Origin of the sequence: Corallococcus macrosporus DSM 14697 (assembly GCF_002305895.1) — a bacterium.
GTDB lineage: Bacteria > Myxococcota > Myxococcia > Myxococcales > Myxococcaceae > Myxococcus > Myxococcus macrosporus.
In genome coordinates, this window is record NZ_CP022203.1 from 3,491,042 (window position 1) to 3,517,674 (window position 26,633).

The 26,633-nt window shown below is 70.4% G+C and carries 22 protein-coding genes and 1 other RNA gene; 8 read left to right on the forward strand and 15 right to left on the reverse strand.

Annotation, left to right across the window (positions count from 1 at the left end; genetic code table 11):
• Position 1: 1 nt before the first annotated feature.
• From dctA to MYMAC_RS14680, 3 genes are all read right to left on the reverse strand, one after another.
• Positions 2-1,291 carry a C4-dicarboxylate transporter DctA gene (dctA, locus tag MYMAC_RS14670; RefSeq protein ID WP_204817632.1) on the reverse strand — a complete coding sequence of 430 codons (1,290 nt, stop codon included), beginning with the start codon at positions 1,289-1,291 and terminating at the stop codon, positions 2-4.
• Positions 1,292-1,386: 95 nt separating this feature from the next.
• The gene (locus MYMAC_RS14675) at positions 1,387-1,674 is read right to left on the reverse strand and encodes a hypothetical protein (RefSeq protein ID WP_095961584.1); all 288 of its coding nucleotides are present in this window, start codon (positions 1,672-1,674) and stop codon (positions 1,387-1,389) included.
• 60 nt (positions 1,675-1,734) lie between these two features.
• Complete coding sequence (locus tag MYMAC_RS14680; protein ID WP_095958552.1) at positions 1,735-2,157, reverse strand: hypothetical protein; 423 nt, start codon at positions 2,155-2,157, stop codon at positions 1,735-1,737.
• A 75-nt stretch (positions 2,158-2,232) separates the two neighbouring features.
• Here MYMAC_RS14680 and MYMAC_RS14685 point away from each other — a divergent pair, with 75 nt between their 5' ends.
• From MYMAC_RS14685 to MYMAC_RS37865, 3 genes are read left to right on the forward strand one after another with little or no spacing between them, the layout of a single operon-like run.
• Positions 2,233-2,874 (forward strand): SAM-dependent methyltransferase, encoded by a 642-nt coding sequence (locus MYMAC_RS14685; protein ID WP_095958553.1) that lies wholly within the window; start codon positions 2,233-2,235, stop codon positions 2,872-2,874.
• Positions 2,875-2,922: 48 nt separating this feature from the next.
• Positions 2,923-6,762: an MG2 domain-containing protein gene (locus tag MYMAC_RS37860; protein ID WP_239989532.1), complete on the forward strand. Its 3,840-nt coding sequence runs from the start codon at positions 2,923-2,925 to the stop codon at positions 6,760-6,762.
• Entirely contained in the window at positions 6,705-8,975 is a 2,271-nt protein-coding gene (locus MYMAC_RS37865) for an alpha-2-macroglobulin family protein (RefSeq protein WP_239989533.1), read from the forward strand. The genes MYMAC_RS37860 and MYMAC_RS37865 overlap by 58 nt, the downstream gene beginning before the upstream one ends.
• A 38-nt stretch (positions 8,976-9,013) precedes the next feature.
• Here MYMAC_RS37865 and MYMAC_RS14695 read toward each other — a convergent pair whose 3' ends face one another.
• The 5 genes from MYMAC_RS14695 to ssrS form a co-directional block, all read right to left on the reverse strand.
• Complete coding sequence (locus MYMAC_RS14695; RefSeq protein WP_095958554.1) at positions 9,014-10,300, reverse strand: EndoU domain-containing protein; 1,287 nt, start codon at positions 10,298-10,300, stop codon at positions 9,014-9,016.
• A 96-nt stretch (positions 10,301-10,396) separates the two neighbouring features.
• Entirely contained in the window at positions 10,397-11,659 is a 1,263-nt protein-coding gene (gene tyrS, locus MYMAC_RS14700; RefSeq protein ID WP_095958555.1) for a tyrosine--tRNA ligase, read from the reverse strand.
• Positions 11,660-11,715: 56 nt separating this feature from the next.
• Positions 11,716-12,504 carry a TIGR00282 family metallophosphoesterase gene (locus MYMAC_RS14705; protein ID WP_043710987.1) on the reverse strand — a complete coding sequence of 263 codons (789 nt, stop codon included), beginning with the start codon at positions 12,502-12,504 and terminating at the stop codon, positions 11,716-11,718.
• Complete coding sequence (locus MYMAC_RS14710; RefSeq protein WP_013939549.1) at positions 12,501-13,124, reverse strand: 5-formyltetrahydrofolate cyclo-ligase; 624 nt, start codon at positions 13,122-13,124, stop codon at positions 12,501-12,503. The genes MYMAC_RS14705 and MYMAC_RS14710 overlap by 4 nt, the downstream gene beginning before the upstream one ends.
• Positions 13,125-13,143: 19 nt before the next feature.
• Positions 13,144-13,340: non-coding RNA, 6S RNA (ssrS, locus tag MYMAC_RS14715), on the reverse strand.
• A 249-nt stretch (positions 13,341-13,589) separates the two neighbouring features.
• Here ssrS and MYMAC_RS14720 point away from each other — a divergent pair.
• The 3 genes from MYMAC_RS14720 to MYMAC_RS37215 all read left to right on the forward strand — a co-directional run bounded on the left by MYMAC_RS14720 (position 13,590) and on the right by MYMAC_RS37215 (position 15,745).
• Positions 13,590-14,465, forward strand: coding sequence for a tetratricopeptide repeat protein (locus tag MYMAC_RS14720; RefSeq protein ID WP_239989534.1), 876 nt, complete (start codon positions 13,590-13,592; stop codon positions 14,463-14,465).
• Positions 14,462-15,463 (forward strand): serine/threonine-protein kinase, encoded by a 1,002-nt coding sequence (locus MYMAC_RS14725; protein WP_095958557.1) that lies wholly within the window; start codon positions 14,462-14,464, stop codon positions 15,461-15,463. The genes MYMAC_RS14720 and MYMAC_RS14725 overlap by 4 nt, the downstream gene beginning before the upstream one ends.
• Positions 15,464-15,568: 105 nt before the next feature.
• On the forward strand, positions 15,569-15,745 hold the full coding sequence (locus MYMAC_RS37215) for a hypothetical protein (protein ID WP_013939552.1): 177 nt from the start codon (positions 15,569-15,571) through the stop codon (positions 15,743-15,745).
• Between the two features lie 36 nt (positions 15,746-15,781).
• Here MYMAC_RS37215 and MYMAC_RS14730 read toward each other — a convergent pair whose 3' ends face one another.
• Positions 15,782-16,420, reverse strand: coding sequence for a glutathione S-transferase family protein (locus MYMAC_RS14730; protein ID WP_013939553.1), 639 nt, complete (start codon positions 16,418-16,420; stop codon positions 15,782-15,784).
• A gap of 332 nt (positions 16,421-16,752) precedes the next feature.
• Here MYMAC_RS14730 and MYMAC_RS14735 point away from each other — a divergent pair, with 332 nt between their 5' ends.
• A complete protein-coding gene (locus MYMAC_RS14735; protein ID WP_095958558.1) occupies positions 16,753-18,219 on the forward strand; it encodes an ATPase domain-containing protein in 1,467 nt (488 codons plus the stop codon).
• Positions 18,216-19,313 carry an ATP-binding response regulator gene (locus MYMAC_RS14740; RefSeq protein ID WP_095958559.1) on the forward strand — a complete coding sequence of 366 codons (1,098 nt, stop codon included), beginning with the start codon at positions 18,216-18,218 and terminating at the stop codon, positions 19,311-19,313. Before MYMAC_RS14735 ends, MYMAC_RS14740 begins: the two co-directional genes overlap by 4 nt.
• Here the strand turns inward: MYMAC_RS14740 and MYMAC_RS14745 are convergent.
• From MYMAC_RS14745 to MYMAC_RS14770, 6 genes are all read right to left on the reverse strand, one after another.
• Positions 19,310-20,455 carry a cysteine desulfurase family protein gene (locus tag MYMAC_RS14745; RefSeq protein ID WP_095958560.1) on the reverse strand — a complete coding sequence of 382 codons (1,146 nt, stop codon included), beginning with the start codon at positions 20,453-20,455 and terminating at the stop codon, positions 19,310-19,312. The two genes, MYMAC_RS14740 and MYMAC_RS14745, sit on opposite strands and share 4 nt — an antisense overlap.
• A complete protein-coding gene (locus MYMAC_RS14750) occupies positions 20,452-21,573 on the reverse strand; it encodes a DHH family phosphoesterase (protein ID WP_095958561.1) in 1,122 nt (373 codons plus the stop codon). The genes MYMAC_RS14745 and MYMAC_RS14750 overlap by 4 nt, the downstream gene beginning before the upstream one ends.
• A 153-nt stretch (positions 21,574-21,726) precedes the next feature.
• Positions 21,727-22,569 carry a Fic family protein gene (locus MYMAC_RS14755; RefSeq protein WP_043712923.1) on the reverse strand — a complete coding sequence of 281 codons (843 nt, stop codon included), beginning with the start codon at positions 22,567-22,569 and terminating at the stop codon, positions 21,727-21,729.
• Positions 22,570-22,685: 116 nt separating this feature from the next.
• Positions 22,686-24,026 carry an AAA family ATPase gene (locus tag MYMAC_RS14760; RefSeq protein ID WP_013939559.1) on the reverse strand — a complete coding sequence of 447 codons (1,341 nt, stop codon included), beginning with the start codon at positions 24,024-24,026 and terminating at the stop codon, positions 22,686-22,688.
• A 139-nt stretch (positions 24,027-24,165) separates the two neighbouring features.
• The gene (locus MYMAC_RS14765; protein ID WP_095958562.1) at positions 24,166-25,113 is read right to left on the reverse strand and encodes a branched-chain amino acid transaminase; all 948 of its coding nucleotides are present in this window, start codon (positions 25,111-25,113) and stop codon (positions 24,166-24,168) included.
• Between the two features lie 100 nt (positions 25,114-25,213).
• Complete coding sequence (locus MYMAC_RS14770; RefSeq protein ID WP_095958563.1) at positions 25,214-26,629, reverse strand: patatin-like phospholipase family protein; 1,416 nt, start codon at positions 26,627-26,629, stop codon at positions 25,214-25,216.
• Positions 26,630-26,633 lie beyond the last annotated feature (4 nt).

A 26,633-nucleotide genomic window follows, 5' to 3' on the forward strand; every position in this document is an offset into this window, starting at 1 on the left:
CTCAGGTGCCGTGGCCCAGGTTCAACCCTTCCAGGGGCTTGGGCCCGCTCGCCAGCTCGGCGTGCATGACGGCGTCGTCACGCACGCCCTCCCACCTGGACACCACCAGCGTCGCCACGGCGTTGCCGATGACGTTGGTGATGGCCCGGGCCTCCGACATGAAGCGGTCCACGCCCAGCAGCAGGGCCACGCCCTCCACCGGCACCTTGCCGTTGAGCGCCGCCAGCGTGGCCATCAGCGTGATGAAGCCGGAGCCCGTCACGCCCGCCGCGCCCTTGGACGTCAGCAGCAGCACGCCCAGCAGGGTGAGCTCCTCGCCCAGCGTCAGGTCGATGTTCACCGCCTGGGCGATGAAGATGGCCGCCATCGTCAGGTAGATGCACGTCCCGTCCAGGTTGAACGAGTACCCCGTGGGCAGCACCAGGCCCACGGCGCCCCTGTCACAGCCCAGCGTCTCCAGCCGCTTGAGCAGGCGGGGCAGGGCGGACTCGGACGATGACGTCCCCAGCACCAGCAGCAGCTCGCTGCGCATGTAGCGCAGGAGCTTCCACAGCGAGAAGCCGGACAGCCGCGCCACCAGGCCCAGGACGACGAAGACGAAGAGGGCGCAGGTGACGTAGACGGCGATGAGCAGCCGCCCCAGCGAGCTGAGGGACTCGACGCCGAACTTGCCCACGGTGAAGGCCATGGCGCCGAAGGCGCCCAGCGGCGCCAGCTTCATGATCATCCCGACGATGCCGAAGAAGACCTGGGCCAGGTCGTCGGACAAATCCAGCACGCGCTGTCCCATGGGCCCCAGGCGCGTGAGCGCCACGCCCGTCAGCACCGCGACGAGCAGCACCTGGAGCAGCTTCCCTTCCGTGAAGGCCGACAGGAAGTCATGCGGGATGATGTCCAGCAGGAAGGGGAGGGTGCCCTGCTGGGAGGCGGACGCGCGATACTGGGTGATGCCGGAGGTGTCGATCTGCGCCGGGTCGATGTTCATCCCCACGCCGGGCTTCAGGGTGTTCACCACCACCAGCCCCACGACGAGCGCCAGCGTCGTCAGCACCTCGAAGTAGATGAGTGCCTTGAGGCCGATGCGGCCCACGTGCTTGAGGTCGCCCATCTTCGCGATGCCCGCGACGATGGTGAGGAAGATGACCGGCGCGATGATCATCTTCACCAGCTTGATGAAGCCGTCGCCCAGCGGCTTCATGGCCTCGCCCAGGTCCGGGCGCAGCCAGCCCAGGATGACGCCCACGGCGATGGCCAGCAGCACCTGGACGTAGAGATTCTTCAACCACCGCATCCGCACCCCTCTCTCGGGAGGCGCGGACTATAGCGTGCCCGTCGCGGCGCTCCTCGCGCGCCAGGGCCAGCGGGGGGCTCGCGTGGCGGGCCGCGTCACTTCTTGCGGAACAGCGCCTCCGCGGCGCTCAGCAGCGCGTCCCGGCGCTCCTTCTCATGGAGGCCGCCTTCGCCAATCTGGAACAGCTCACAGAAGTTGGCGCCGTCCTTGTCCTTGGGGACCTCGGCGAAGGGCTCCTTGCACTCCTTCGCCACGCCCAGGTCGAAGTGCCGGCAGTTGCGGCACGAACGGATGTCCTCTCCGCAGTGGGGACAGGCGTCCCGCCGGCCCACCTGGTTCGCGATGATGTCGAGCCGGTGTCCACAGTGCGCGCAGCCGGGCATGGCCTCCTCCATGAGACGAGGCCGCCATTGTGCCAGCGGCCCACCGCCCCCGGCGAGCCCTCAGCGCTGCGGACTGGGCATCAAGCCTTGAACGGACTCCTGGGAGGCGGGCTCCCGGGCGGCGCCTTCCTGCGCGCCGCCGCCCGTGGCGTCGAGCAACTGGTCGTTCAGCCGCTTGAGGAGGAACAGCAGGTACGCGGACACCGCCGCGATGGCCGCCGCCAGCACGCCCAGCAGCATGCCGCGCTGCCACACATGCGCCTTCTCCAGGATGACCCGCCGCTCGGCGAACGTCTTGAGCTGCGCGTCCGCCGCGGCGCCGTCCAGCCGCTCCGCGTAGTCCTCCGCCTGGGCGGTGCCACGCTCCATCAACCACTGGCCCTGCACCTGGAGGGCGTCCGCGCGGGTGTAGCAGTAGGCGGCGCCCCCCGCCGACAGCAGGGCGATGCACAGCGCCGTCATCACGCTCCGGGTGGTGCCCATCCAACGTCCTCCGGACTGGCCGTTGCACGGGCAGTGACACCCGCGACTGCTCCGGCTTCCCGAAGACAGTAGCGGATGCTAGGGAGCCCCTCTGACATGGGCAAGCCCTACCGTCCTAAAGACCACTATTTCCAGAAGGCCAAGCAAGAAGGCCTGCGGGCTCGTTCGGCCTTCAAGGTCGATGAGCTCATCAAGCGCTTCCCCATGGTGAAGAAGGGGCACGTGGTGCTCGACCTGGGCGCGGCGCCGGGGGGCTTCCTCCAGATATTGGCGGAGGCCGTGGGCCCCAAGGGCCGCGTCATCGGCGTGGACATCGTCGCCATCCGTCCCTTCAGTCAGCCCTTCGTGCAGACGGCGGTGCTGGACGTGCTCGCGGACGACTTCGACGCGAAGCTGCTGGAGCTCCACGACGGCCTCTTCGACGCCGTCATCTCCGACATGGCGCCCAAGACGAGCGGCATCAAGGCCACCGACGAGGCCCGCAGCCTGCGGCTGGCGGGCAAGGCGCTGGAGGTGTCCGCCACGCGGGGCAGGCCGGGCTCGTCCTTCGTGGCCAAGGTCTTCATGGGCCGTGACTTCGAGGACTTCCGCAACCAGCTCCGCGCCCTCTTCGAGGAGGTGAAGGTGGTCCGCCCGGAGGCCACCCGCGGCGCCAGCATGGAGGTCTACCTGGTGGGGCTTCGCCGCCGCGCGCCAGAGGCCCCCGAGGCGACCTGACGTTCATTGTGGAACGTCCGGGTGCCCGGCTGTGTCTAGAGTGCCGACATGCACCGGACTCCCTGGACCCGCGCACCCCTCCTTCGCTTCTGGCTGCTCTCCCTGCTGCTGCTGGCCTCGCCCGTGCTGGGGCAGGGCAAGGCGCCTCCGTCGTGGAAGGCCATCGAGGCGATGGTCGACGAGCAGAAGCTGGAGGCCGCCGCCCAGGCCTCCGAGGCCCGCCTGACGCGGGCCAGGGCCCAGGGCGACGAGGCCGACTGGACGCGGGCCCTGGTGCGCACGGTGCAACTTCGCACCGCGCTGCATGGCCATGAAACGGCGGTGCGCTTCCTGCGCGAGCAGCCCTGGCCCAAGGGCGTGCTGCACCGCGCGACGCTGAACCTCTTCTACGCGAGCACGCTCGTCACCTACGCGCAGGTCCATGGCTGGGAGGTTCGCCAGCGCGAGGCCGTGGCGTCCACCGGGCCGGTGGACCTCAAGTCGTGGACGTACGAGGAGATTCTCACCGAGGCGCAGCGGGCCTACGAGGAGGTCTGGAAGCAGCGGCAGCAGCTCGGCGGCGAGCCGCTGAAGGCGCTGGCCGAGTACGTGAAGCCCAACACCTACCCGGTGGGCCTGCGCTCCACGGTGCGGGACGCCGTGTCCTACCTGCGCGTGGCCCTGCTGGCGGACAGCTCGCACTGGCGGCCCGAGCAGGCCAACGAGGTCTACCGCCTGGACCTGGGCGCGCTCCTGGAGGGGACGCCCACGGCGGCGCTGGCGGACCCCGGCGTCCATCCGCTGGTGAAGGTGGCGGCGGTGCTCGGGGACCTGGAGGCGTGGCACCAGGCGGCGGGCCGGCGCGAGTCCGTGCTGGAGGCCCGGCTGCAACGCTACGCGGTGCTGCACCAGCACTTCACGGACAAGGAGGACCGGACCCGCATCCGCCAGCACCTGGCCGCCTTCCTGCCCGCGTTCCGCGACGCGTCCTGGTCCACCATGGGGCAGGCGCAGCTCGCGGAGCTGGAGCACGCGGCGGACCACGCGGTGAAGGCCCATGCGCTGGCGAAGGCCTGCGCGGCCACCCATCCCCAGTCCAAGGGGGCGCAGCGCTGCCAGGCGCTGGTGAGCGCCATCGAGGCGCCCGAGTTCAGCATGGGCACGCTGTCGTCGGACGGCCCGCGCCGCCGCTCCATCGAGGTCACCCACCGCAACGTGTCCACGCTGCACTTCCGCGCGTACGCGTTCGACCTGGAGAAGCGGCTGACCCGGGTGGATGACTACAACGTGCTGCCAGAGGGCGAGAAGCTGCGCGCCCTGGTGAAGAGCCAGCGCGCCGTGGCCACCTGGAGCGTGCCGCTGCCGAAGACGGGGGACTTCCGGGAGCACCGCACCTTCGTCACGCCGCCGCTCACGGCGCGGGGCACGTACATCATCACGGCGTCCGCCCATGAGGACTACCGCGCCACGGGCAACCGCATCGTCGCGGTGTACCTGACGGTGACGCACTGGGTGCTCATCACGCGCGGCGTGGGGGGGCGGCTCCTGGAGGTCCGCGTGGTGGACGGGGACACGGGCCAGCCCGTGCCCAAGGTCCCCCTGCGGCTCATCCGCATGGACTACCAGCGCGGCTTCAGCGAGGCGGCGCGCGGCACCTCGGACGCGGACGGCATGGCCTCCTTCGACTCGGTTCCGGGCGAGGGCTACCGCAACTTCATCCTGGTGGCCGGCCGGGGCCGCGACGCGCTGATGCACCCCGGCCACATCCCGTTCTACAAACGCCATGAGCCCGGGGACAGGCAGTCCTCGCTCGTCTTCACCGACCGCGCCGTGTACCGGCCCCAGCAGAAGGTGCAGTGGAAGGCGGTGGCCTACAGCGGCCGGGGTGAGCAGGCGCGCTACCAGACGCTGCCGAACCATCCGCTCCACGTGACGCTGGTGGACCCGAACTACCAGGTGGTGGAGTCCCGCGAGGTCCGCACCAATGACTTCGGCTCGGCGGCGGGCGAGTTCACCATCCCCACCGGCCGGATGCTGGGCGCGTGGGCCGTGCGCGTGAGCGCGGGCGGCACCGCGCGGATTCGCGTGGAGGAGTACAAGCGCCCCACCTTCGAGGTGACGCTGAAGGACGCCAAGGCGCCGCTGCGGCTCAACCGGCCCGCGACGTTCCACGGCGAGGCCCGTTACTACTTCGGCATGCCGGTGACGTCCGGCGCCGTGCGGTGGCGCGCGTTCCGCGAGCCGGTGCTGCCCTGGTGGTGGTGGGGCCGCGCGCACGCTGGCGCCCGGGAGCGCCAGGTGGTGGCGACGGGCACCTCGTCGCTGGGCGCGGATGGAGGCTTCACCATCGGCTTCACGCCCGAGGCGGATGAGCGGTCCGCGGCGACGCCGGGGCTGACGTGGCGTTACCGCATCGAGGCGGACGCGACGGACGAGGGCGGGGAGACGCGCTCGGCCAGCCGCGCCTTCCGGCTGGGCTTCGTCGCCGTGGAGACGCGCGTGGACCTGGAGACGGGCTTCGCCCGCGAGGGCACCCCGGCCGAGGTCCGGCTGACGCGCGCCACGTTGGATGGGGCGCCGCAGCCGGGGCCCGGCACGTGGCGGCTGGTGGCGCTCAAGCAGCCCGCGCAGCCGCTGCTGCCCGCGGACGAGCCCCAGGGCCTGCCGGAGTACAAGGACCCCGAGGCACGCTTCACCCCCACGCCCGGCGACAGCCTGCGCCCCCGGTGGTTCGGCACGTGGTCGCCGGATTCCGCCATCCGCGGCTGGGCGGATGGGGAGGAGCGGGCGAAGGGCGCGGTGGAGCACGACGCGGAAGGGGTGGCCGTGCTCAAGCTGCCGCCGCTCAAGCCGGGGGCGTACCGGCTGCACTACGAGACGAAGGACGCGTTCGGACAGACGTACACCGTGGGGCGCGAGCTGCTGGTGGCTGGCCGGTCGACGCCCCTCGCGGTCCCCGCGGCGCTTGCGGCCGAGCGGGAGACGGTGCGGGTGGGCGAGGTGGCGCGGCTGCTGGCCGTGTCGGGGTTCCAGGGGCAGCCGCTGCTGCTCGACCTCTACCAGGGAGAGCGCCGCGTCTGGCGGCGTGAGCTCACCGGGGGGCGGTCCTCCACGGTGGTGGAGGTGCCCGTGACGGCGGAGCTGCGCGGCGGCTTCACCGTGGTGCTGTCGACGGTGCGGGACTACCAGTACATCAGCCTCTCGAAGTCGCTCTTCGTGCCCTGGGACGACAAGGAGCTGAAGCTGGAGTTCGCCACCTTCCGCGACACGCTGCGCCCGGGCGCGAAGGAGACCTGGCGGGTGACGGTGCGGGGGCCGAAGGGGGCGAAGGTGGAGGCGGGCACGGCCGAGCTGCTCGCGTACATGTACGACCAGTCCCTGGACCTGTTCGCGAAGCAGAACCCGCCCAGCGTGGCGTCGCTGTATCCCCAGCGGCACGCGTACCTGAACGTGAATCCGTCAGTGGGCCTGAGTGACACCCGCTGGGTGGTGAATGACCGGTATGGCGAGGTGGCGGGCTGGAAGCGGCCCGAGCCGGACACCCTGCGCTTCGAGGATGGCTGGGGCCTGGGCGGCCCGGGACGGCGGCGGAGCCGGCAGATGCTGCGCGGTGGCGGCTTCGGTGGCGCGCGGGAGGCGGCGAATCGGGCGGCCGCGCCCCTGGCCGTGGCGGCGCCGCCGGCTCCGGCCGCACCACCGCCACCGCCTCCGTCGCCCGCTGAGGGGGCTGCCCAATCCGGAGTGGTGACGGAGGCGAGGAAGGACGGGGCCCGGGGCGCGGGGCCGCGAGCCCGGAAGCGGCGGAGGGCCTGCGCTCCAACTTCGCGGAGACGGCGTTCTGGCTGCCCCAGGTGCTCACCGGGGCGGATGGCTCGGCGACGCTGGAGTTCACCGTGCCGGATTCGGTGACGGCGTGGAGCGTCTGGGTCCACGCCCTCACCCGGGACTTGAAGGGCGGCTCGCTGCAGCGCACCTCCCGCAGCGTGAAGGAGCTGATGGTGCGCCCCTACGTGCCGCGCTTCCTCCGCGAGGGGGACCGCGCGGTGCTGGAGGTGATGGTGAACAACGCGGGCGCGCAGCCGATGCAGGGCACGCTCACGTTGGACATCGTGGACCCGGACTCGCGGAAGAGCATGCTGGCGGACTTCGGCGTGCAGCAGGCCTCTCAGGCCTTCAACGTGGCGGCGGGGAAGGGGACGCGGCTGCGCTTCCCGCTCACCACGCCCACCCGGGTGGGGACGGTGGCCTTCCGCGTGGAGGCGCGCACGGCGAGCCACAGCGACGGCGAGCTGCGCCCGCTGCCGCTGCTGCCCGGCCGGATGCACCTGGCGCAGTCGCGCTTCGTCACGCTGAAGGGCAAGGACTCCAAGACGATGACGTTCGAGGACCTGCGCGCGGGCGGTGACGCGACGCGGGTGAACGAACAGCTCGTCGTCACGGTGGACACGCAGTTGTTCTATTCGGCGCTCCAGGCCCTGCCGTACCTGGTGAACTACCCCTACGAGTGCACGGAGCAGACGCTCAACCGCTTCGTGTCCACGGGCATCCTGTCCAGCCTGTACGGGCAGTACCCGTCGGTGGCGCGGATGGCGAAGCAGCTCAGCGAGCGCTCCACGCCGTTGGAGACGTGGGACTCGGTGGACCCCAACCGGAAGATGGCCCTGGAGGAGACGCCCTGGCTGGAGCTGGCCAGGGGCGGCGCGGGGCCCGAGGCCGGACTGGTGAAGGTGTTGGATCCGAAGGTGGCCGCCGCCGAGCGCACGTCCGCGCTGGCGAAGCTGCGCAAGGCGCAGACGTCCAGCGGCGGCTTCCCCTGGTGGCCGGGGGGCCCGCCGTCGCCGTACATGACGCTCTACATCGTGCACGGCCTGTCCCGCGCGATGGAGTTCGGCGTGGAGGTGCCACCGGAAATCACGCGCGCCGCCTGGGGCTACCTGGCGCGGCACTTCCGCGAGGAGTACGCGACGAAGCTGATGAAGGAGGGACGCGGCTGGGAGTTCCTCACCTTCCTCAACTACACGGCCTCCGCGTATCCGAACGCGCGCTACACCGGGGACGCGCTCACGGCGGCGGAGCGGGAGCGGATGCTCGCCTTCAGCTACAAGCACTGGAAGCAGCACTCGCCGTACCTCAAGGGCTACCTGGCGCTGACGCTGAAGCGGGTGGGGCGCGCCGCGGACGCCAGGCGCGTCTGGGAGAGCGTCATGGACTCGGCGAAGACGAGCGCCGAGCTGGGCACGTACTGGGCGCCAGAGGACCGGAGCTGGCTCTGGTACAACGACACCACGGAGACGCACGCCTTCGCGCTGCGCACGCTGACGGAGCTGAACCCGAAGGACGCCCGCCGCGAGGGCCTGGTCCAGTGGCTGCTGCTGGACAAGAAGCTCAACCACTGGAAGTCCACCCGCGCCACGGCGGAGTCGCTGTACGCGCTGGTGAAGTACCTCCAGGCGGAGGGCGCGCTGGGCGTGCGCGAGGACGCCCAGGTGACGGTGGGCCCGCGCGTGGTGCGCATGTCCTTCTCTCCGGACGAGTACACGGGCAAGAAGAACCAGGTCGTCGTGCCCGGGCCGGAGCTGGACCCGGCGACGATGAGCTCGGTGGTGGTGGAGAAGACGACGCCGGGCTTCGCCTTCGCGTCCGCGACGTGGCACTTCTCCACGGAGAAGCTGCCGGACAGCGAGCGCGGGGACTTCTTCCAGGTGTCGCGGCGCTACTTCCTGCGCGAGCGGCAGGGGCGTGAGGCCACGCTGGTGCCGCTGGCGGAGGGCGCCGTCGTGCTGCCCGGGGACGAGGTGGAGGTGCAGCTCTCCCTGCGCGCGAAGCACGCGGCGGAGTACGTGCACCTGAGAGACCCTCGCGCCGCGGGCCTGGAGCCGGAGAACGTGCAGTCCCGCCACCGCTGGGACCTGGGCATCGCCTGGTACGAGGAGACGCGGGACTCCGGCACCAACTTCTTCTTCGAGCGGCTGCCCGCCGGTGAGTACACCTTCAAGTACCGGCTGCGCGCCAACATGGGCGGCCAGTTCAAGGTGGGCCCCGCCACCGTGCAGTCCATGTACGCGCCGGAGTTCACCGCGTACTCGGCCGGGAATGTGCTCACGGTGGGCGCGGCGAAGTAGCGCGCGGCGCCGCGGGGAGTGGGCCGCTCGGCCCGGGCTCATTCCCCGCAGGTGGCCTCGTCGTCCGTGGGGTGCAGGGTGGCGATGCCGTAGGTGCCGTTGCGCGTGCCGCACCAGATGCGCCAGTTCGTGCCGCCCAGGTCCGGCGCCGAGTACACGCCGCCTTCCTTCCTGGCCCCGCCGCGCGCGCAGCACCTCGCGAAGGCCCGCGTGCCAATGGACATGATGCCCACCGCGTCCGGCGAGCGCGAGAAGCCGCCGATGTGCTTCTTCCCGCAGGACCAGGGGGCCACGCCCTTGAAGCGGATGGTGTAGGCGTCCCCCTTCAAGGCCGCGCCGCCGCGCGCCGGGCCCTGGTAGCAGATGCGCCCCTCCGCCTCGAGCTGCGCATAGCGCGGCAGGAAGTGGAGCCCCCCAATGGGCCCGCGCTGCCAGTCGTCTCCGCAGAAGACGTGCGTGAAGGCGTTGCGAGGCCCCGTGCTGACCCAGAGCCCCGTGAGCCAGTCGATGTTGGCCTGCCGCGCGCCGGGGCGGCCCGCCACCGACAGGGCTCGCTGGAGGCGGGCGTCGTCATAGTGCCGGGAGAGGAAGCGCCGGACGTCGCCCTCGCTCACGCTGGCGTCTGGCCGCGCGGGGCACAGCGCCAGCACCTCGCGGTCCATGGCGGACAGGGCCGGTGGCTTCGCGAACAACGGCGCGCTGTCACACGTCGTCGCGCAGCCGGTGGCCGGCTTCCAACTCACCGGGGCCGCCTGTTCCTCGTCCGAATCGCCGGTGTCTTCGTCCGCCACGCCCTGGACGGCGGCGCTGCCCGCTGGACCTCTGAGCACGACCTGCCGTCCCTCGGCGGGAGCTCCCGGGGCTGAAGCCCGGCCTGCCTCCGCCAGCCGCTGCCGCCGGGCACCGCTGCTCGCAGGTGGCGAGTCGCTCGCGATGTTTCCGGCCTCCGCGCGGGAGCGCCCGTCCGTCGCCTCGCGCCGGGCGCCACCTCCCGCGACGCCCCGCGCCCGTTGCTCTGCGTGGGCCCGGTCCGCGGCCACCAGGTCCGCGGCGCTGGGGGCGGCGGACGCGGTGGACTCCGGCGCGCCATCACACAGCACCCAGCCCTCGGTGGACGCGCCTTGCAGCTTGCACCAGGCGCGGCTGGGGCCGCCCTTCTTCACCAGTGGGTAGGGCCGTCCGGCCTCCACCGTGAAGACGACCTTGCGGGACTCGGGCTGCTCGACGGCGTCCACCGCGACGTCGGACACGAAGACGCCGCGGGCCGCGAGCGCCGGCAGCGACACGCCCAGCAACAGGGCAAGACAGGGGAGGGGAAGACGCATGGCGCACGGGAGTCTACAGCAGTCCCCGCCGCGCCCCTCGGGAGGAGGGGCCGGGGAGTCATCCTGCGCCTGCGACGGCCGTCACCGGCCGGAGATTCAACCGAGCTTCACGCGGGCCGCCTTCAGCTTGCCCACCTGCACCGTGTACTCCCCGGCGCCCAGCTCCGCCTTGGCGTCCGTCACCTTCTCGCCGTTGACGCGCACGCCGCCCTGCGCCATCAGCTTGCGCGCCTCGGTGGCCGAGGCCACCAGCTTCGTCTCCGGGAGCAGCTTCGTCACCGGCAGCCTCTCCGCGCCGCCCAGGGACACCTCCACCAGGGGGAGCTCGTCCGTGGACAGCTCCTTCTTCGCGAAGCGCTTCTCGAAGTCCTCGGCGGCCTTCACCCCGGCCTCCGCGCCATGGAAGCGCGCCGTCATCTCCTGCGCGAAGGCGACCTTCGCCGCCTTGGGGTGCAGCGCGCCGGACTCCACCTGGGCGCGCATCTGCGCCAGCTCCTTGACGCTCTTGGAGGAGAGCAGCTCGTAGTACCGCCACATCAAGTCGTCGGTAATGCTCATCAGCTTGCCGAAGATGATGTTCGCCGGCTCGTCGATGCCCACGTAGTTGTCCAGGCTCTTGGACATCTTGGCGCCGGCAATCTTCCCCTCCACCAGCTTCGCGTCGAGCCCCTCCAGGATGGGCCCCGTCATGATGACCTGGGGCGCCATGCCGTCCTCCTTCATCAACTGCCGGCCCACCAGCAGGTTGAAGAGCTGATCCGTGGCACCCAGCTCCACGTCCGCCTTGAGCACCACGGAGTCGTAGCCCTGCAGGAGCGGGTAGAGGAACTCGTGGATGGAGATGGAGACCTCGCCGCGGAAGCGCTTCTTGAAGTCGTCGCGCTCCAGCATGCGCTGCACCGAGTAGCGCGAGGCGAGGCGAATCATCCCCTCCGTCCCCAGCGTGTCCAGCCAGGAGGAGTTGAAGCGCACCTGCGTCTTCGCCTCGTCCAGCACCTTGAAGACCTGCTTCTTGTAGGTCTCCGCGTTGGCCTTCACCTCGTCGCGCGTCAGCGCCGGGCGCGTGGCGTTGCGGCCCGTCGGGTCACCAATCAGCCCGGTGAAGTCGCCGATGAGGAACACCACCGTGTGGCCGAACTCCTGGAAGCGCCGCATGCGCGTCAGCAGCAGCGAGTGGCCCAGGTGCAGGTCCGGCCGGCTCGGGTCGAAGCCCGCCTTGATGATGAGCGGCTTGCCCGTGTCATACGAATGCCGAAGCTTCTTCTTCAGGTCTTCGGCCGAGTGGAGGTCCACCGTGCCACGGGTCACTTCTTCGAACTGCTCCTCGGGGGTCGCCTTGCGCAGCGCGTCCGGATTCATGGCGCCGCAAGCTACCCGAAGTGCGTCGGCCGTGGACGCACTTCCGCGCGGGTGTTTCAGGTGCCTGGCAGGTGCTCGCGCACGCGGTGGATGCTCCGCGCCCGCCCGGTGGCGTCGTCGAGGTCGGCCACCACGCCCTGCAGGTAGACGAGCCGCTCCGCCACTTCATAGGGCGCCGTCTTGCCCATGAAGCGCGCCAGCGAGGACTCCTTCTTCATCCCGATGACCGAGTCCAGCGGCCCGCACATCCCCACGTCGGTGATGAAGGCCGTGCCCCCGGGGAGGACGCGCTCGTCCGCCGTCTGCACGTGCGTGTGCGTCCCCACCACCACGGACACCCGCCCGTCCAGGTGGACGCCCATGGCGTTCTTCTCGCTGGAGGCCTCGCAGTGCATGTCCACCAGGATGCAGGGCGTCTGCTGGCGCAGCTCCTCCACCAACCCCTCCACCACCTCGAAGGGGCTGGCCTCGGTGCGCATGAAGACGCGCCCCTCCAGGTTGATGACGCCCAGGGCGCGGCCATCCGGCAGCTTCACCAGGGCGTGGCCCTTGCCCGGCGTGCCCTTGGGGTAGTTGGCCGGACGCAAGAGCAGGTCCGGATGCTCCTTCACCCAGGGGAGGATGGCCTTCTTGGAGTAGAAATGGTTACCGCTCGTCAGCAGCTGGACGCCGCTGTCGAGCAGGTAGTGGGCCGTCTCTGAAGTGATGCCCGAGCCCTGGTCGCTGTTCTCCGCGTTGGCGACCACCACGTCCACGCCGTGCTGCGCGCGGACCCTCGGAAGGAGCGTGCGGACCGCCTGGAGTCCCGGGCGGCCCACCACGTCCCCCATGAAGAGGACTTTCACGTATCGAGGAAGTCCCAGTCGCGGTACAGGCCGCGCAGGGACTCAGACTCCGTTACGACCAGGTCCATGTCGACGTCATCCCCAGTCGTGGGCAGGACGGGGACCACCTGGTCGTTGAACGCCAGGCCCACCCGCCGACTGCGCTGACTGGCCGCGCGGAGGGTGGCGTCGTAGTAACCACCCCCGCGCCCCAGCCGCTTGCCTTCCCGGGTGAACCCCAGGCCCGGCACCACGAAGAGGTCAATCTGGTCCACCGCGATGAGGTCCGAGGAGTTGGTGGGCTCGCGCACCCCCAGCCGCCCCGGCTCCAGCTCGCTCTCCGACTTGATGGCGCGGAACGAAAGAATCCGCCCGTGAACATGTGAGAGCGGGTAGCAGACAATCTTGCCGTCCTGCAACGCCGCAATCAGGATATCCCGGGTAGGCACTTCTCCCCGGATGGGGGCGTACAACGCCACCGTCCGCGCCTTCTGATAATACGGTGCCGCCAGGAACCGAGACTGAACCTTGAGACCCCGCGTATCGATGAGGTCCGGCGTCATCGCCTTCCGGCGGGCCGTGAGCTCCTCGCGTAGGGTCTGCTTCCTCGCCGCCGCCTCTTCCACCACCGTCTCGCTCACCGACGCCGCTCCACAGAAAAAGTCCCCCGCAGCATGGCCGTGTGCCCGGCGTCCATTGAACCCTCTAAAAGCCAGGTGGGAACCGAAATCATGTCTCCGCAGGCTTCCCTCATCCCTCGTGAGAGGGGAGGGCTTGCACATGGAGACCGAAACGGACCCCGGAATGGACGTATCGGTTCGAATTTCTGCCGAGCATCACGCGCCCCGCAGGGGACAGCCCTTGAACAAAGCTACAGTGCTTGCAAATCCTCGAATCTATTGGGAATTCCCGCCAGAGTCTTTGGAAATGATAAGGACGGGGGGCGGCGGGGTCAAGGCATCCTCGCGCGTTTACAAGGCAGGCGCGGGACCTCTATGATGGAAAGAGCCCGAATCCACCCACATATGCCGCCCTCGCTATTGAACAAGGGTCTCGCGACGGTCCTTTCCGTTGCCTCCGGCCTCGCGTGGGCGGGACCACCCACGGTGTCGAGCTCCTATCAAGGGGACTCCTTTGGCACGGTGTCCATGCGCATGCAGGGAGACCGGCTGGTGGGGTTCACGACGGGCGGCCCCTGCGGCTTCGAGCCCGATACGGAGGTGCTCTCTGGCGAGTTCCAGGACAACGTCCTGGTGGGCCAGGTGTTGCTCTGCCAGACGGGGCCGCACTGTGAGCCGCGGGTGAACCAGCCCGTGCTGGTCGTGTTCAACCCGGAAGACGGGGTGATGACTGCGCTGTTCCGCCTGAAGGACGGGTGCCACTCCCCGGTGTTGAAGGACGACGCCTTGCTGCTCCTCAAGCCCGTGGCGGGCGCCGGGGACGCGGTGGAGGCGGCGCGCCGCGCCGCCGCGCCCGCGCCCACCGCGGAGAGCGCGGGCTCGTCCGCGGCGCAGGTGGCCGCGGGCCTGGGCAAGCAGGGCGAAGTCTCCCCCGTCGAGGAGGGCCAGCGTCAGCTCCTGGCGGGCAACGCGGCGGTGGCGCAGCGCCACTTCGAGCTGGCGCTGTCGCGGGATGCGCGCAACGCCGCGGCGGTGGTGGGCCTGGGGGCCAGCCAGCTCGCGCTCAACGACGTGGCCCGCGCGGTCAAGACGCTGGAGGCGGGCAAGGGGCTGGGGCGCGCGGACGTCCACCTGTGGCTGGCCTACGCGTACCTGCGGGAGGGCAGCCGCGCGCGCGCGCGCGATTCGCTGCGCCGGGCCTATGACCTGGGCTGGACGCCGTCGGGCCGCGCGTCGGAGGCGGCGGTGGAGCAGGCGCTCCGGGAGGAGATCAAGGACCTGGAAGCGCTCATGCAGCAGCAGCGCTCCCGAAAGCGGATGCTCGGCCGCCCGCCGGCGGGAGCCGGAAACACTACGCCGTGAGCCAGCCGCCTCCCCCGCAGAAGACCACGCGGTTCTTCGGCAACTACGAGGTCCTCTCCGTCCTGGGGAAGGGCGGCATGGCGGAGGTGTACCGGGCGCGGGTGCTCTCCGGCCCGCGCGAGGGCTGGACGGTGGCGCTCAAGCGGCTGCTCCCGGCGCTGACGCAGGACCCGGAGTCGGTGGCGCTGTTCGCCCGCGAGGCGCAGCTGTCCAAGCAGCTCCACCACCCCAACATCGTCACGGTGCTGGATGCCGGCGAGCTGGAGGGCATCTACTTCATCGTGATGGAGCTGGTGGACGGCCGCGACCTGGGGCAGATCCTCCGGCGCTGCAAGGTGCGGGGGATTCCGCTCCCGCTCGACTTCGCGGTGTACCTGGGCAAAGTGCTGCTGGAGGCGCTCGCCTACGCGCACTCGGCCACGGGGCCGCAGGGGGAGCGGCTGGGCATCGTCCACTGCGACGTGTCGCCCTCCAACCTGTTCATCTCCCGCGTGGGCGAAATCAAGCTGGGCGACTTCGGCGTGTCGCGCGTGCTGGTGGACGGCAAGCTCCAGGGCGGAGACGTGCTGGGCAAGCCCTACTACCTGTCCCCCGAGTCGCTGCTCGGTGAGGTGAGCCCGGAGGCCGACCTGTGGGCGGCCACGGTGGTGCTCTACGAGCTGCTGACGCTGGCGCGCCCGTTCACCGGCACGACGCCGGACGCCGTGTTCAACGCCATCCGCGCCCGGCAGTACCGGCCCCTGCGCGAGCTGCGGCCCGACATCCCCGAGGCGCTGGAGGCCGTGGTGGCCCGGGCCTTCGCGGAGCGTCCCGAGGACCGCTTCCCGACGGCCGAGGAGTTCGCCCAGGCGCTGACGCCGCACTACGACGAGCGCGTGGGCACGCCCCTGGCCATCGCCGCCGTGGTGCGGGGCCTCTTCGGCGCCACCGACGAGGTCCCCACCGTGACGCCAGCCAGCGGCAACGGTGCGCCGCCGCCGGGCTCGCGCGCGGGGTAGGGGAGCGGGCACGGCGGCGCGGGGGGCTGCGCGCCCTGTCCATTGCCCCATCCGATGAAGACCTTCCTGGCGTCGCGTGAGGTCGCGCGAGGGAGGAACGGACCGATGGCCACTGAGCCCAAGAAGCCCGCGTCGGACCAGGACGAGAGCGAACGCAAAGCGGAAGAGGCCGCCGGGCACCCGCGGAGGCTGGACAAGGAGGCCCGGGAGGACGGGATGCCGGGGTACGGGCAGCCCGACGAGGACGTGCGCGAGCAGTCCCTGCCCGAGCAGGGCTGGTAGCCCGCGCGCTCCCTGCGTGCGGCCGGGCCCCCGGGTTCAGCCGCGGGCCGCGACGGGCGGTGCTGGCGGCGCGGTGCGCTTCCACGCCTCCAGCGCCTGCACGCGCCCGAGCCAGGTCTGGAGGTTCGCGTAGCCGCCGAGCGGCAGGCGCGCCGGGCCGGCGAGGGCGAAGGCCGAGGCCAGGGAGAGGTCCGCGAGGGTCAGCCGGCCTTGGGCGACCCACTCCCGGCCCGCGAGGTGCGCGTCCAGGATGGGCGCGCTCTGCGCGAAGAGCGCCTCGCCTCGAGCGACCTCCGCGGGGTCGGGGGCGTCGCCCTTGAGCGCCTTCACGAAGCGCTCGAAGACGAGGACGGTCGCCGCTGGCGACATGTGGGTGGCGCACCAGGAGAGCCAGCGGTTGACGTCCGCGCGGCCCTGGGCGTCCGCCGGATACAGCGTCTGTCCCGGCGTCTGCTCCGCCAGGTACTGCATGATGGCGCGCGACTCCCACAGCAGGAACCCGTTGTCGTCCAGGACGGGGACCCGGCCCATGGGGTTGCGCGCCAGGTGTGACGCCGCCCGTTGTTCGCCTCGGGGCAGGTCGACCACGACGCGCTCCAGCGGCAGGTCGAGGTGGGCGGCCACGAGCAGGACGCGGCGCGAGTTTCCGGACATCGGATGGAAATAGAGCTTCATGGCAGTCCTCCGGGACTGACGCGGGTTGGCAGGGGGGACGCTGCACCGCCCGGGTGACAGGGGATTGTCAGGGTTCTTCGGGGCGCGCGGACGTCCACCTGTGGCTGGCGTCCGCGTACCCGCGCGAGGGCAGCCGCGCGCGTGCTCGCCTCCATTCCGGAGGAGCCGGGGCAGGGGGCCTTGCCGTCGCGCGCGTGTTCCGGCGTGCACCTGTCGAACAGCGTGCATCTCGGCGGCATCCGCGCCCTGAAGTTCGAGGGAGAGGCTTGGCCTCTCATGGACGGATTGTTAGCTCTCGACCTTTCCTTCCCCGCCAATCGACGGAACCCTGAATGGATCGCCGGACGTGGTCACTCTTCGAAACGGGCATCCCGAGCTTTGATGCGTTGCTGGGGGGCGGCATCCCCCGTCGTCAGTCCCTCATCGTGGCGGGAGACCCCGGCTGCGGAAAGACGGTGCTCTGCAGCCAGGTGGCCTTCCTCGCCGCGGCGCGCGGCCTGCCCGTCGTGCTGGTCACCGTCACGTCCGAGCCCCATGACAAGCTCGTGGGCGAGCTGACCAGCTTCAGCTTCTTCAAGGAGGCGCTGCTGGACGACAAGCTCTTCGTGATGAGCGCGTACTCCTCGCTCAAGCAGGGCGCCCGGGAGACGCGTGACCTCATCATCCAGACGGTGCGCAAGCGGGGCGCGAAGCTGCTCTTCATCGACGGACTTCGCGCCATCCGGGACCTCTGGCAGGACGAGGCGCGCCTGCGGGAGTTCCTCTACGAGCTGGGCATTGGCCTGGCCGCGGCGGACTGCATCGGCCTCTTCACCACCGAGTATCCCCTGGAGAAGCTGCTGACGCTGCCCGAGGCCACCACGGTGGACGGCCTCGTCTCCCTGTCGGTGACGAAGCTCGGCGCCCGCCGCATGCGCCGCGTAGAGGTCGTGAAGCTGCGCGGCCGGCCCCACCTGGCCGGCGCGCACCTGATGCGCATCGACGGGGAGGGGGTGTCCTTCATCCCCCGCCTGGAGGCGCTGGCGTCCGCCGGAAGTGACACGCCGCCACCCGAGGGCCGCGTCAGCTTCGGTCTGCCGGAGTTGGACGCGTTGATGGAGGGCGGCCTTCCCCGAACGAGCGCCACGCTGCTCGCGGGGAGCATGGGCATTGGCAAGACGCTGCTGGCGGCGCACTTCGCGGCCGAGGGCGCGCGCCTGGGAGAGCACGCCCTCTTCGTGTCCTTCCATGACTCCACGGCGTCGCTCGCTGCCCGGGCGCGGCGCATCCGGCTGGACGTGGAGCGCTACGTGACGAGCGGCATGCTCATCTACCTCTACATTCCTCCCTTGGAGCTGGAGGCGGACCTCGTGGTGGACCGCATCCTCCAGGAGGTGGCGCGGCGGAACGTGAAGCGGCTGGTCATCGATGGCCTCACGACGCTGGAGCAGTCCATCGTCGATCCTGAGCGCAGGCAGCTCTTCCTGGCCGCGCTCGCGGAGCGGTTGCGCCGGGCGGGCGTGACGACGCTCTACACCCGCGAGGTCTCCAAGGTGGCCGGCACGGAGCTCGACTTCAGCGACGCGCCCGTCTCCATCCTCGGGGAGAACCTGCTCCTCCTGCGCTACGTCGAGCTGCGCGGGCGCATCCACCGCCTCCTCTCCGTGCTCAAGATGCGCGACAGCAAGTACGACAATGACTTGCGCGAGTTCCAGATCGCCGACTCGGGGATGAAGGTCCTCGCGACGATGCGCTCCGCGGAAGGGTTGTTGACGGGGCAGGCGCGGCCCCTGGGGACGCGCATCGGGGCCGAGGAATGAGCGGCATCCTCATCGCGGAGGACGAGGAGGCCCTGCTCGAGGTCTTCGCCGAGCTGGTGGAGGCGCTTGGCTACCGCGCCATCCGGGCCCACAACGGAGAGCAGGCCCTCATGCTGGCGCGCACGGAGCCGCCGGACCTGGTGGTCAGCGACCACATGATGCCCCGCCGGACGGGCGTGGAGTTGCTGCGCGCCATGCGGGCGGAGCCGAGCCTCGCGTCGGTTCCCTTCGTGTTGTTGAGCGCCGCGCGGCCCTCCGGCCGCGAGGAGGCGGACGTCTTCCTCGCCAAGCCGGTGGACCTGAACGACTTCGAGGAGGCCATCACCAACGCGCTTCGCGCGCGCCCGCCCGTGGCCATCCCCACCCTGGGGGAGCCGAAGGCGTCCGGCGACGCGCGCAGAGGGCCCGTCCTGGCGCGCGAGGAGGTGCTCAACTGGGTGGCCCACGAGCTGAAGACGCCGCTCTCCTCGGCCCGCCTCAACGCCCAGGTCCTGCTGCGCAAGCTGATGAAGCGGGGCTCGGAAGACGAGGTCCGCTCCACCGAGGCGGTGCTGCGTCAGTTGGACCGGATGAGCCACCTCATCTCCTCCATCCTGGACGCCTCGCGCCTGGCCGAGGGAAAGCTGGAGCTGAAGTCCAGGCAGGACGACATCGTCGCCTTCCTCCGGGAGCTCATTCAGGAGTGGCGCGAGCTGGAGCCGCAGGTGGAGTTCGTGCTGGTGGGCGCCGAGGCGCCGGTGCTGCTGCCCTTCGACGGGGAGCGGGTGCGGCAGGTGCTCAACAACCTGCTCTCCAACGCGGTGAAGTACGGGGGCGAGGCACGGCGCGTCGAGCTGGGCCTCTCGCTGCACCCCGGGCTGGCGGACATCCACGTCCGGGACTGGGGCATCGGCATTTCGGCGGGGGCGCTCCCCTCCGTCTTCGAGCGCTTCCAGCGGGCGGACGCCGAGCCCGCCCAGGGGCATGGCCTGGGGCTCTACATCGCCTCGTCGCTGGCGAAGCTGCACGGCGGCTCGTTGTCGGTGAAGTCGGCGCTGGGGGCGGGGTCGACCTTCCACCTCCGCCTTCCCCTGAGCCGGCGCTCCGTGTCCTAGCCGGCCAGCGCGCGGACGCTGGGGACGTGCCGGACGAGCGCCTCCACCACGCGCGTGACGTCCGCTTCCGTCGTGCCGGGCCCCAGGCTGAAGCGGAGGCTGCCCCGGGCCTGGGCCGCCGACAGGCCCATGGCCCGCAGCACGTGGGAGGGCGACAGCGTGCCGGACGCGCAGGCCGCGCCGGACGACACGCAGATGCCCTCCAGGTCCAGGGCCATCAGCAGCGACTCCCCCTCCACCGCGTCGAAGCGCAGGTTGCTGGTGTTGGGGACGCGCGGCGCATCGCCGCCGTTGACGTGTACGCCGGACAGGCGCGCCGCCACCTCTCGCTCGAACGCGTCTCGGAGCGCGGTGAGCCGGGCCGCCGTTTCGGGCAGCTCCGCCACGGCCAGCTCCAACGCCAGCGCCAGCGCTTCGGCGTAGGGCACGTTCTGCGTCCCGCCGCGGCGGCCGCCTTCCTGGTGGCCTGGCGTCAGCGCCTGGACGTCCACGCGCTTGCGCACCATCAGCACGCCCACGCCCGGTGGCCCGCCGAACTTGTGCGCGGACAGCGACAGCAGGTCGGCGTCCACCTCGCGCAGGGACAGGGGGACCTTGCCCGCGGCCTGCACCGCGTCCGTGTGGAACAGCACGCCGCGCTGCCGGCACGCGCGCGCCACCTCCCGCGCCGGTTGGAGCACGCCCGTCTCGTTGTTGGCCCACATCAGCGAGCACAACGCCGTGTCCGGCGTCAGGGCCTCCAGCACCTCGGCCTCGCGCACGCGTCCCTCCGGACCTGGCGCCACACGGACGACGTGCGCGCCCTCGCGCTCCAACCGCGCCGCCGCGCCCAGCAGGGCGGGGTGCTCCACCGCGGACGTCACCACCCGCCGCCGCTCGGGCCGTGGGCGGGCGTACCAGGCGCCCAGGAGCGCCAGCGCATCCGCCTCACTGCCGGAGCCGGTGAAGCTGACCTCCTTCGGCTCGCACCCGAGCACGCGGGCCACCTTCACGCGCGCCGCGTCCAGGCGCGCCCGGGCCGCGCGGCCCTCCTGGTGCACGCTGGACGCGTTGCCGAAGCCTCCGGAAGCGAAGGCCCGCGACAGCAGCGCCACCACCTCCGGGCGCACCGGCGCGGCCGCGTTGTAGTCCCAGTACGTCACGAGTCCTGCGCGTACAGCAGCGACACCGGCCGCTCGTCCGAGACGCCGAAGGCCTCCAGGAACTTGCCCACCAGCTCGCGCTTGAGGGCCTTGCGCTGCGCCAGCTTCCCGGACAGCGGCAGCCGCGCGCCCGCCATGCTGCCGTGGCCTCCGGACGAGCCGCCGTAGTCCTCGCAAATCTCCCGGATGAGGCGCCCCGCGTTCATCCGCCGGTCCTTCACCCGCAGGCTGAGGAAGAGCTGGTTGCGGTACGTCCCGAAGGCCAGCGACCACTTCATCCCTTCCAGGAACATCAGCCGCTCGGCCACCTCCGCCACCATGTCCGGGGAGTAGACCTCCTCCAGGTCGGTGACGATGGCCGTCCCGTACACCTTCGCCCGCTCATACGCCGTGTGGTAGAGCTGGAAGTAGCGCGCGGGCAGCTCGGGGTGCTCAATCTGCGCCAGCAGCGTCTTGTCCATGCGGGGGAACAGCCACAGGTAGCTGTCCACGTCCGTGGGCGTCGTCTCCCGGCCCAAGTCCCGCGTGTCCGCCTTGATGCCGTAGAACAGGCCGGTGGCCACCTCCACGGAGGGCTCCAGCCGCGCGGCGCGCAGGTACTCCACCAGCATGGTGGAGGTGGCGCCGAAGTCGCCCCCCACGTCCGCGAAGGGGGCCTCCAGGCTCTCCTGGCGCAGCGGGTGGTGGTCCACCACCACGTGCGCCTCCTTCTTGGCGGGCAGCGAGTGGTTGCCCACCTTCGGCTGGGTGTCCACCAGCCCGAAGAGGTCGTACTCGTCGAGGTCGAGCGTCGACACGTGCGAGACGGGCAGGCGCAGCACCTTCACGAAGGCGATGTTCTCCGCCCGGCCGATGATGCCCCCGTAGCCGACGTGCGCCTCCATGCCCGCCTTGTGCTCCAGCAGGTGCGCCAGGGCGACGGCCGCCGCCAGCGAGTCCGGGTCCGGGTTGTCGTGGGTGAGGATGAGCGCCTTGTGGTGGCCCTGGGCCACGCGCAGGAGCCGCTCCAGCTTGTCACGGGCCGGCATATGGGCCAGCCGCGCTGGCGGGGGCTCCGTCAGCTCGCCTCCCGAGTTTCCGGCTCCGCGGCGGCTGTTGAGGGACTGGGTCACAGGCATGGGTATTCTTCTTACTTCCTCCCGTCCTGGGATTCGAGAATCCGGGGTCTGTTGCCAACACACCAATGGTGTCGACGGACCCCGGATTCTTCACGGCGCGCGGGAGGAGCGTGAGCCAGCGCGCTCCCCCGCCGGGCCGCCGCCGGACGTGGGCTAGCCGTTCAGCGCCTTGTACTTGCGCCCCAGGTCCCGGAAGTACTTCATGCCGTTGTCCAGCGAGTTCTCCATCGCGTCCATCAGCACCGTGCGGAAGGCCGCCGCGGGTCCCCGGAAGGACTCGTAGTAGCGCTGCCGGTCGATGGAGTGGATGACGGCGGGCATGTAGCCGTTGCGCAGCAGGATGAGGTTGCTGCACATGCGCCCCACCTTCCCGCTGTGCTCGGTGAAGGGGAAGATCTGCACGAACTTGTGCTGGACCGTGGCCGCCTGCTTGATGGGGTGGAACTCACGGAACTCGGCGCTGGCCGTGTAGTCCACGAGCTTCTCCAGCTCCGGCTGGATCTTCGCCGGCTGGGCGATGTCGTGGAAGTACGTGCGGTGCAGCGGCATGTCCTTGCGCAGCCCGGACCTGTCCCGCTCCTTGGCCAGCTCCTTCTCGGTGCGCTCGCGGCGCTCCATGCGCGCGCGCTCCGTCTGCGCCTCGGGCGTGTTGCCCAGGAAGAGGTCGTGCATCCGCTTGATGGTGGTCAGCGTGATCTGCGCCTGCTTCCTGGCGCCCGCCGCCTCCTCGCGGATGTAGTCGCAGACGGCCTTGTGGTTCCGGATTTCAAGGACGACCGGAATCATGGAGGCCTCCGCGCTGGTCCGATGCGGGAACAGCGCGGCCATCAGCTCCTGATGGGTGTAGACGACTCCCTCCAGCGCGGCGTCGTGGTAGATCCACGACATCTCCATCTTGTCCATGAACTCGCGCGCGTCAGGTTTGTCCTTGTAGATGTCGAGGTACCCACGCAGCGTCTCGTTCTTCTCATCGATGTCCTGGTAGCGTTCCTTCACGGACTGCGGCTCCTTCTCGCTGCGGGTCCGCCGCGGGCGGTACACGAAGCATGCGGCCGAGCGGTACAACGGCGCGTGGATTCTAGAAATTCCGCGCGGTTGTAACAACGAAATCATCACAGATTGACGAGGAACACCTCGCACGCCTGGTCGAGCAGGTCCTTGGAGAGCGCCGGGGGTATCTGCCGGTATCGCGCCGCGTCCCGGATGAGGCTCACCAGGTCCCGCGGGTGACACGAGCGCAGCTCCATGCTCCGGGGCTTGTAGTAGTGCTCGATGAGGTACGTGACGGCCTGGTCCACGTACGGGATTCCCGCCGCCTCGCAGACGCGGCTGAAGATTTCCCGGTAAGCCTCTTCGTCGGGGTTCCCGACCTCAATCTTGTACTTGATGCGGCGCAGGAAGGCCTCGTCCACCAGCTCCTTGGGGTCCAGGTTGGTGGAGAAGACGAGGAGCTGGTCGAAGGGGATTTCGAACTTCTTGCCGGTGTGGAGGGTGAGGAAGTCCACCCGCTTCTCCAGGGGGACGATCCACCGGTTGAGCAGGTCCGTGGGGTGGACCTTCTGGCGGCCGAAGTCGTCGATGAGGAGCATGCCGCCGTTGGCCTTCACCTGGAACGGCGCTTCGTAGAAGCGGGTGCTCTCCGAATAGATGAGGTCCAGCATGGCCAGCGTCAGCTCGCCGCCCACGACGACGGAGGGCCGGCGGCAGACCAGCCACCGGTTGTCCATTTCGAACGTCTGGCGGCGGCCCGACGTGTCCCGGCCCACCTCCAGCGACACCGGCGTGTGGATGAGCCGGTCGTAGACCTGGATGATCTGATTGCCAATCTCCAGGCAGTGGGGGACGAAGACCTCGCCGCCGAACATGTTGGAGACGGCCTCGGCCAGGCTCGTCTTGCCGTTGCCGGGCGAGCCGTAGAGGAACAACGAGCGGCCGGAGTTCACCGCCGGGCCCAGCTTGTCCATCAGCTCCGCGGGCACGGTGAGGTGGCTGAGCGCCATCACCAGCTCCTCCTGGCTGACGACGGGCGTCTCCTCCGTCTGGCTGGTGATGAGCGCGTTGTACTGCTCGATGGGCACCGGCGCGGGGCCCACGTAGGTGGTGCGGGTGAGCGCGTCGCGCGCGTACTCGCGGCCCTTCTCCGACAGGATGAACTCCACCGACGCGCGGCCAAAGCCCTTGCCGCCGCGCAGGTCCACCAGCTTCTCCGTGGCCAGGAAGTCCACCACGTGCTCGATGACGCCCGGCCAGGGCAGGCGCATCTCGTCCGCGATGCCCATGCCCGTGCCCGTGCCCACGTAATAGAGGTACTTCAGGGCGATGTCGGACAGGATGCCCATCTTGAGCCCCGTGTCCTCCACGGACTTCGGCTCCGGCGGAGCGATGTCGAGGATGGATGGATTCTCAAGCTTGAACGGGTTGTCGTCGTAGTCGTAGCCAGCGGGAGGAGCCATCAAGCCCCGTTGTAGCCCATTCAGCGGGCGCTCGGGCGCGGGACGTGGCGTCATCCTGGGGCGGCCCGCCGGGCGGGCGGCGAGGCGGCGTGCCCAGGCCCCCCTCCCGCGTGGAAGAGGGGGGCTTCAAGCGGGGCGGCTAGATGTACGTGAGCCACTCGGCGTACTTCGGCTCCTGGCCGCGCACGATGCGGAAGTACATGTCCTGCACGTGCCGGGTGATGGGGCCGGGCTTGCCGTCGCCCACCTGGCGGTTGTCCACCTCGCGCACGGGGGTGATCTCCGCCGCCGTGCCGCAGAAGAAGATCTCGTTGGTGATGTAGAGCGCGTCGCGGGTGAAGGTGACCTCCTCCACCGTGCGGCCGCTGTCGCGCAGGATGTGCAGCACCGTGTCGCGGGTGATGCCGTCCAGGATGGGGCAGGACAGCGGGGGCGTCTTGATGACGCCCTTCTTGTTCACCTGGAAGATGTTCTCGCCGGAGGCCTCGGCGACGAAGCCGCTGACGTCCAGGAGGATGGCCTCGTCATAGCCCGCCATCACCGCCTCGCGCTTGGCGAGGATGGAGTTGACGTACTGGCCGGTGATCTTCCCGCGCACCATGTTCACGTTCACGTGCATGCGCGTGTACGAGCTGACCTTGGCGCGGATGCCTTCCTTGATGCCCTTGTCACCCAGGTACGCGCCCCAGTCCCACGCCGTCACGGCCGTGCGGGTGGGGTTCACCGCGCCCAGGCCCATGGCGCCGTCGCCCATGAAGGCCACCGGCCGCAGGTACGCGCCGTTGGCGAACAGGTCCTTCTGCGCGCGCAGCAGATTCACGCACGCGTCGAAGAGCTCGTCCTCGGTGTACGGAATCTTGAGCATGATGATGTGGGCCGAGTCGAGCAGCCGGCGGATGTGCTCACGCAGCCGGAAGACGGCCAGGCGCCCGTCGTGCGTCTTGTACGCGCGGATGCCTTCGAAGACGCCCAGGCCGTAATGCAGCGCGTGCGTCATCAGATGCACGTGGCCCTCGTCCCACTTCATCAGTCGGCCGTCGAGCCAGATCTGCTCGGCGCGCACTCCACTACTCGAGGTCGAGCTCATTCGATGTTCCTTCGCCTGGATGTTTGAGGTGTGGGACAGCCGGGGGCCTTCTAATCAGCGGAACCTATGAGGTCAAAGCGAGTTTCGTGGCCCAGGGAGGTCAAAGCACCGGTGGCAGGGGAGCGAGCATCCTGCGGAGGAACGGGATGTCCTCCGCCAGCGCCGCTCGTCCGAAGTGTAGCGCCTTCGCGGCCAGTTCCACCGACGGTACGACTTCCACGGGCGACAATGTTCGCGGGAAGCGTTTGACGTGGTGCGTATAGGGAAGGTTGGGCGCCACCGTCATCGCGGCCAGCCGCTGAAGGGGCAGCCAGAAGGGCGTGGTCAGCTTCGGGGCGAAGCCGTCGAGCGCGAGGATGAACGCGTTGCGCGTGCCGATGCGGCCCCGGGCCACCGCCTTCCACGCCGCCTTCGCGGGCAGGTTGTCCACCAGTCCTCCGTCAATGAGCCGCGCGACGCCGTGCTGGCCCATCAGTCCTTCCACCAGGGTGTGCATGGCCGGGTCCTCGCGCAGCACGTCGTAGTGGATGACGCCGGGCAGCGCGGACGAGAAGCCCGCGGCGTCGAGCGCGTCGAAGTCGCCGGTGGCGTCGTCCGCGCCCAGGTAGAGGCGGGCGGTGACTTCGGGGCGGGTGAAGAGCTCGGCCATGGCGCCCATGGCGGCCTGGATGCGGCGGGCCACGCCCGCGGGGTTGAGCAGGCCCAGGGGGCTGGTCCCCAACAGGCGCTCGTAATACTCCAGCGGCCGGGGGAGCATGCCGCGGCGGATGCCGCCCACGGCGATGAGGGTGGGCACCGGCAAGTCCCTGAGCCGCATGCCGCTGCTCTCCGGCCCCGCGCCGAAGAAGCGGCCCAGCCCCGCGCGCAGGAAGAGCCGCAGCGCGGCGGGCAGCCCGTAGCGGCTCTCCGTGGAGATGAAGCGGAAGAGCTTCCGGAAGGACAGCCCGCGGACGATGTTGATCATGTCCGTGGGGTCGAAGCGCGCCAGGCGTGAGCGCATGATGGCCAGGATGGCGCCCATGGACGTCCCGGCGAGCAGGCGCGGCTCCAGGCCGTGCTCGTCCAGCAGGCTCATCACGCCCAGGTAGACGTAGGCCGTGCCGCCACCCCCGCCGGTGACGAGCACCAGCTCCTTGTGGCGAATCTCCCGGTCCAGCGCCTCCAGCGGGACGCGGCCGCGCAGCCGCTCCGCCACCGCGTCACGCGCCTTCGCGGCGTGCTGGCGCAGGTCCTTCACGTGCGGCATCAACCGGTCGCGCGTGGGCGGGGTGGGGCCCCGGAGGACCGGGCCCAGGCGGCGCTCCACCTCCTCGCGGAACGGGGTGAGCTGCGCGCCCACGCCCACGTCGAGCCCGCCGTGCCGCACCTTGTAGAGGCGCGCCAGCGACAGCGCGGTGCGCAGGATGGCCTCCTCGCGCGGGTCCACCAGGGCGGCGTTGGCCAGGGACGCGCGCACGAGGCGGAGCTCCATCTCCTCGAGCGGCCGGGTGATTTGAAAGCGTTCCTTCAGCAGCACGCGC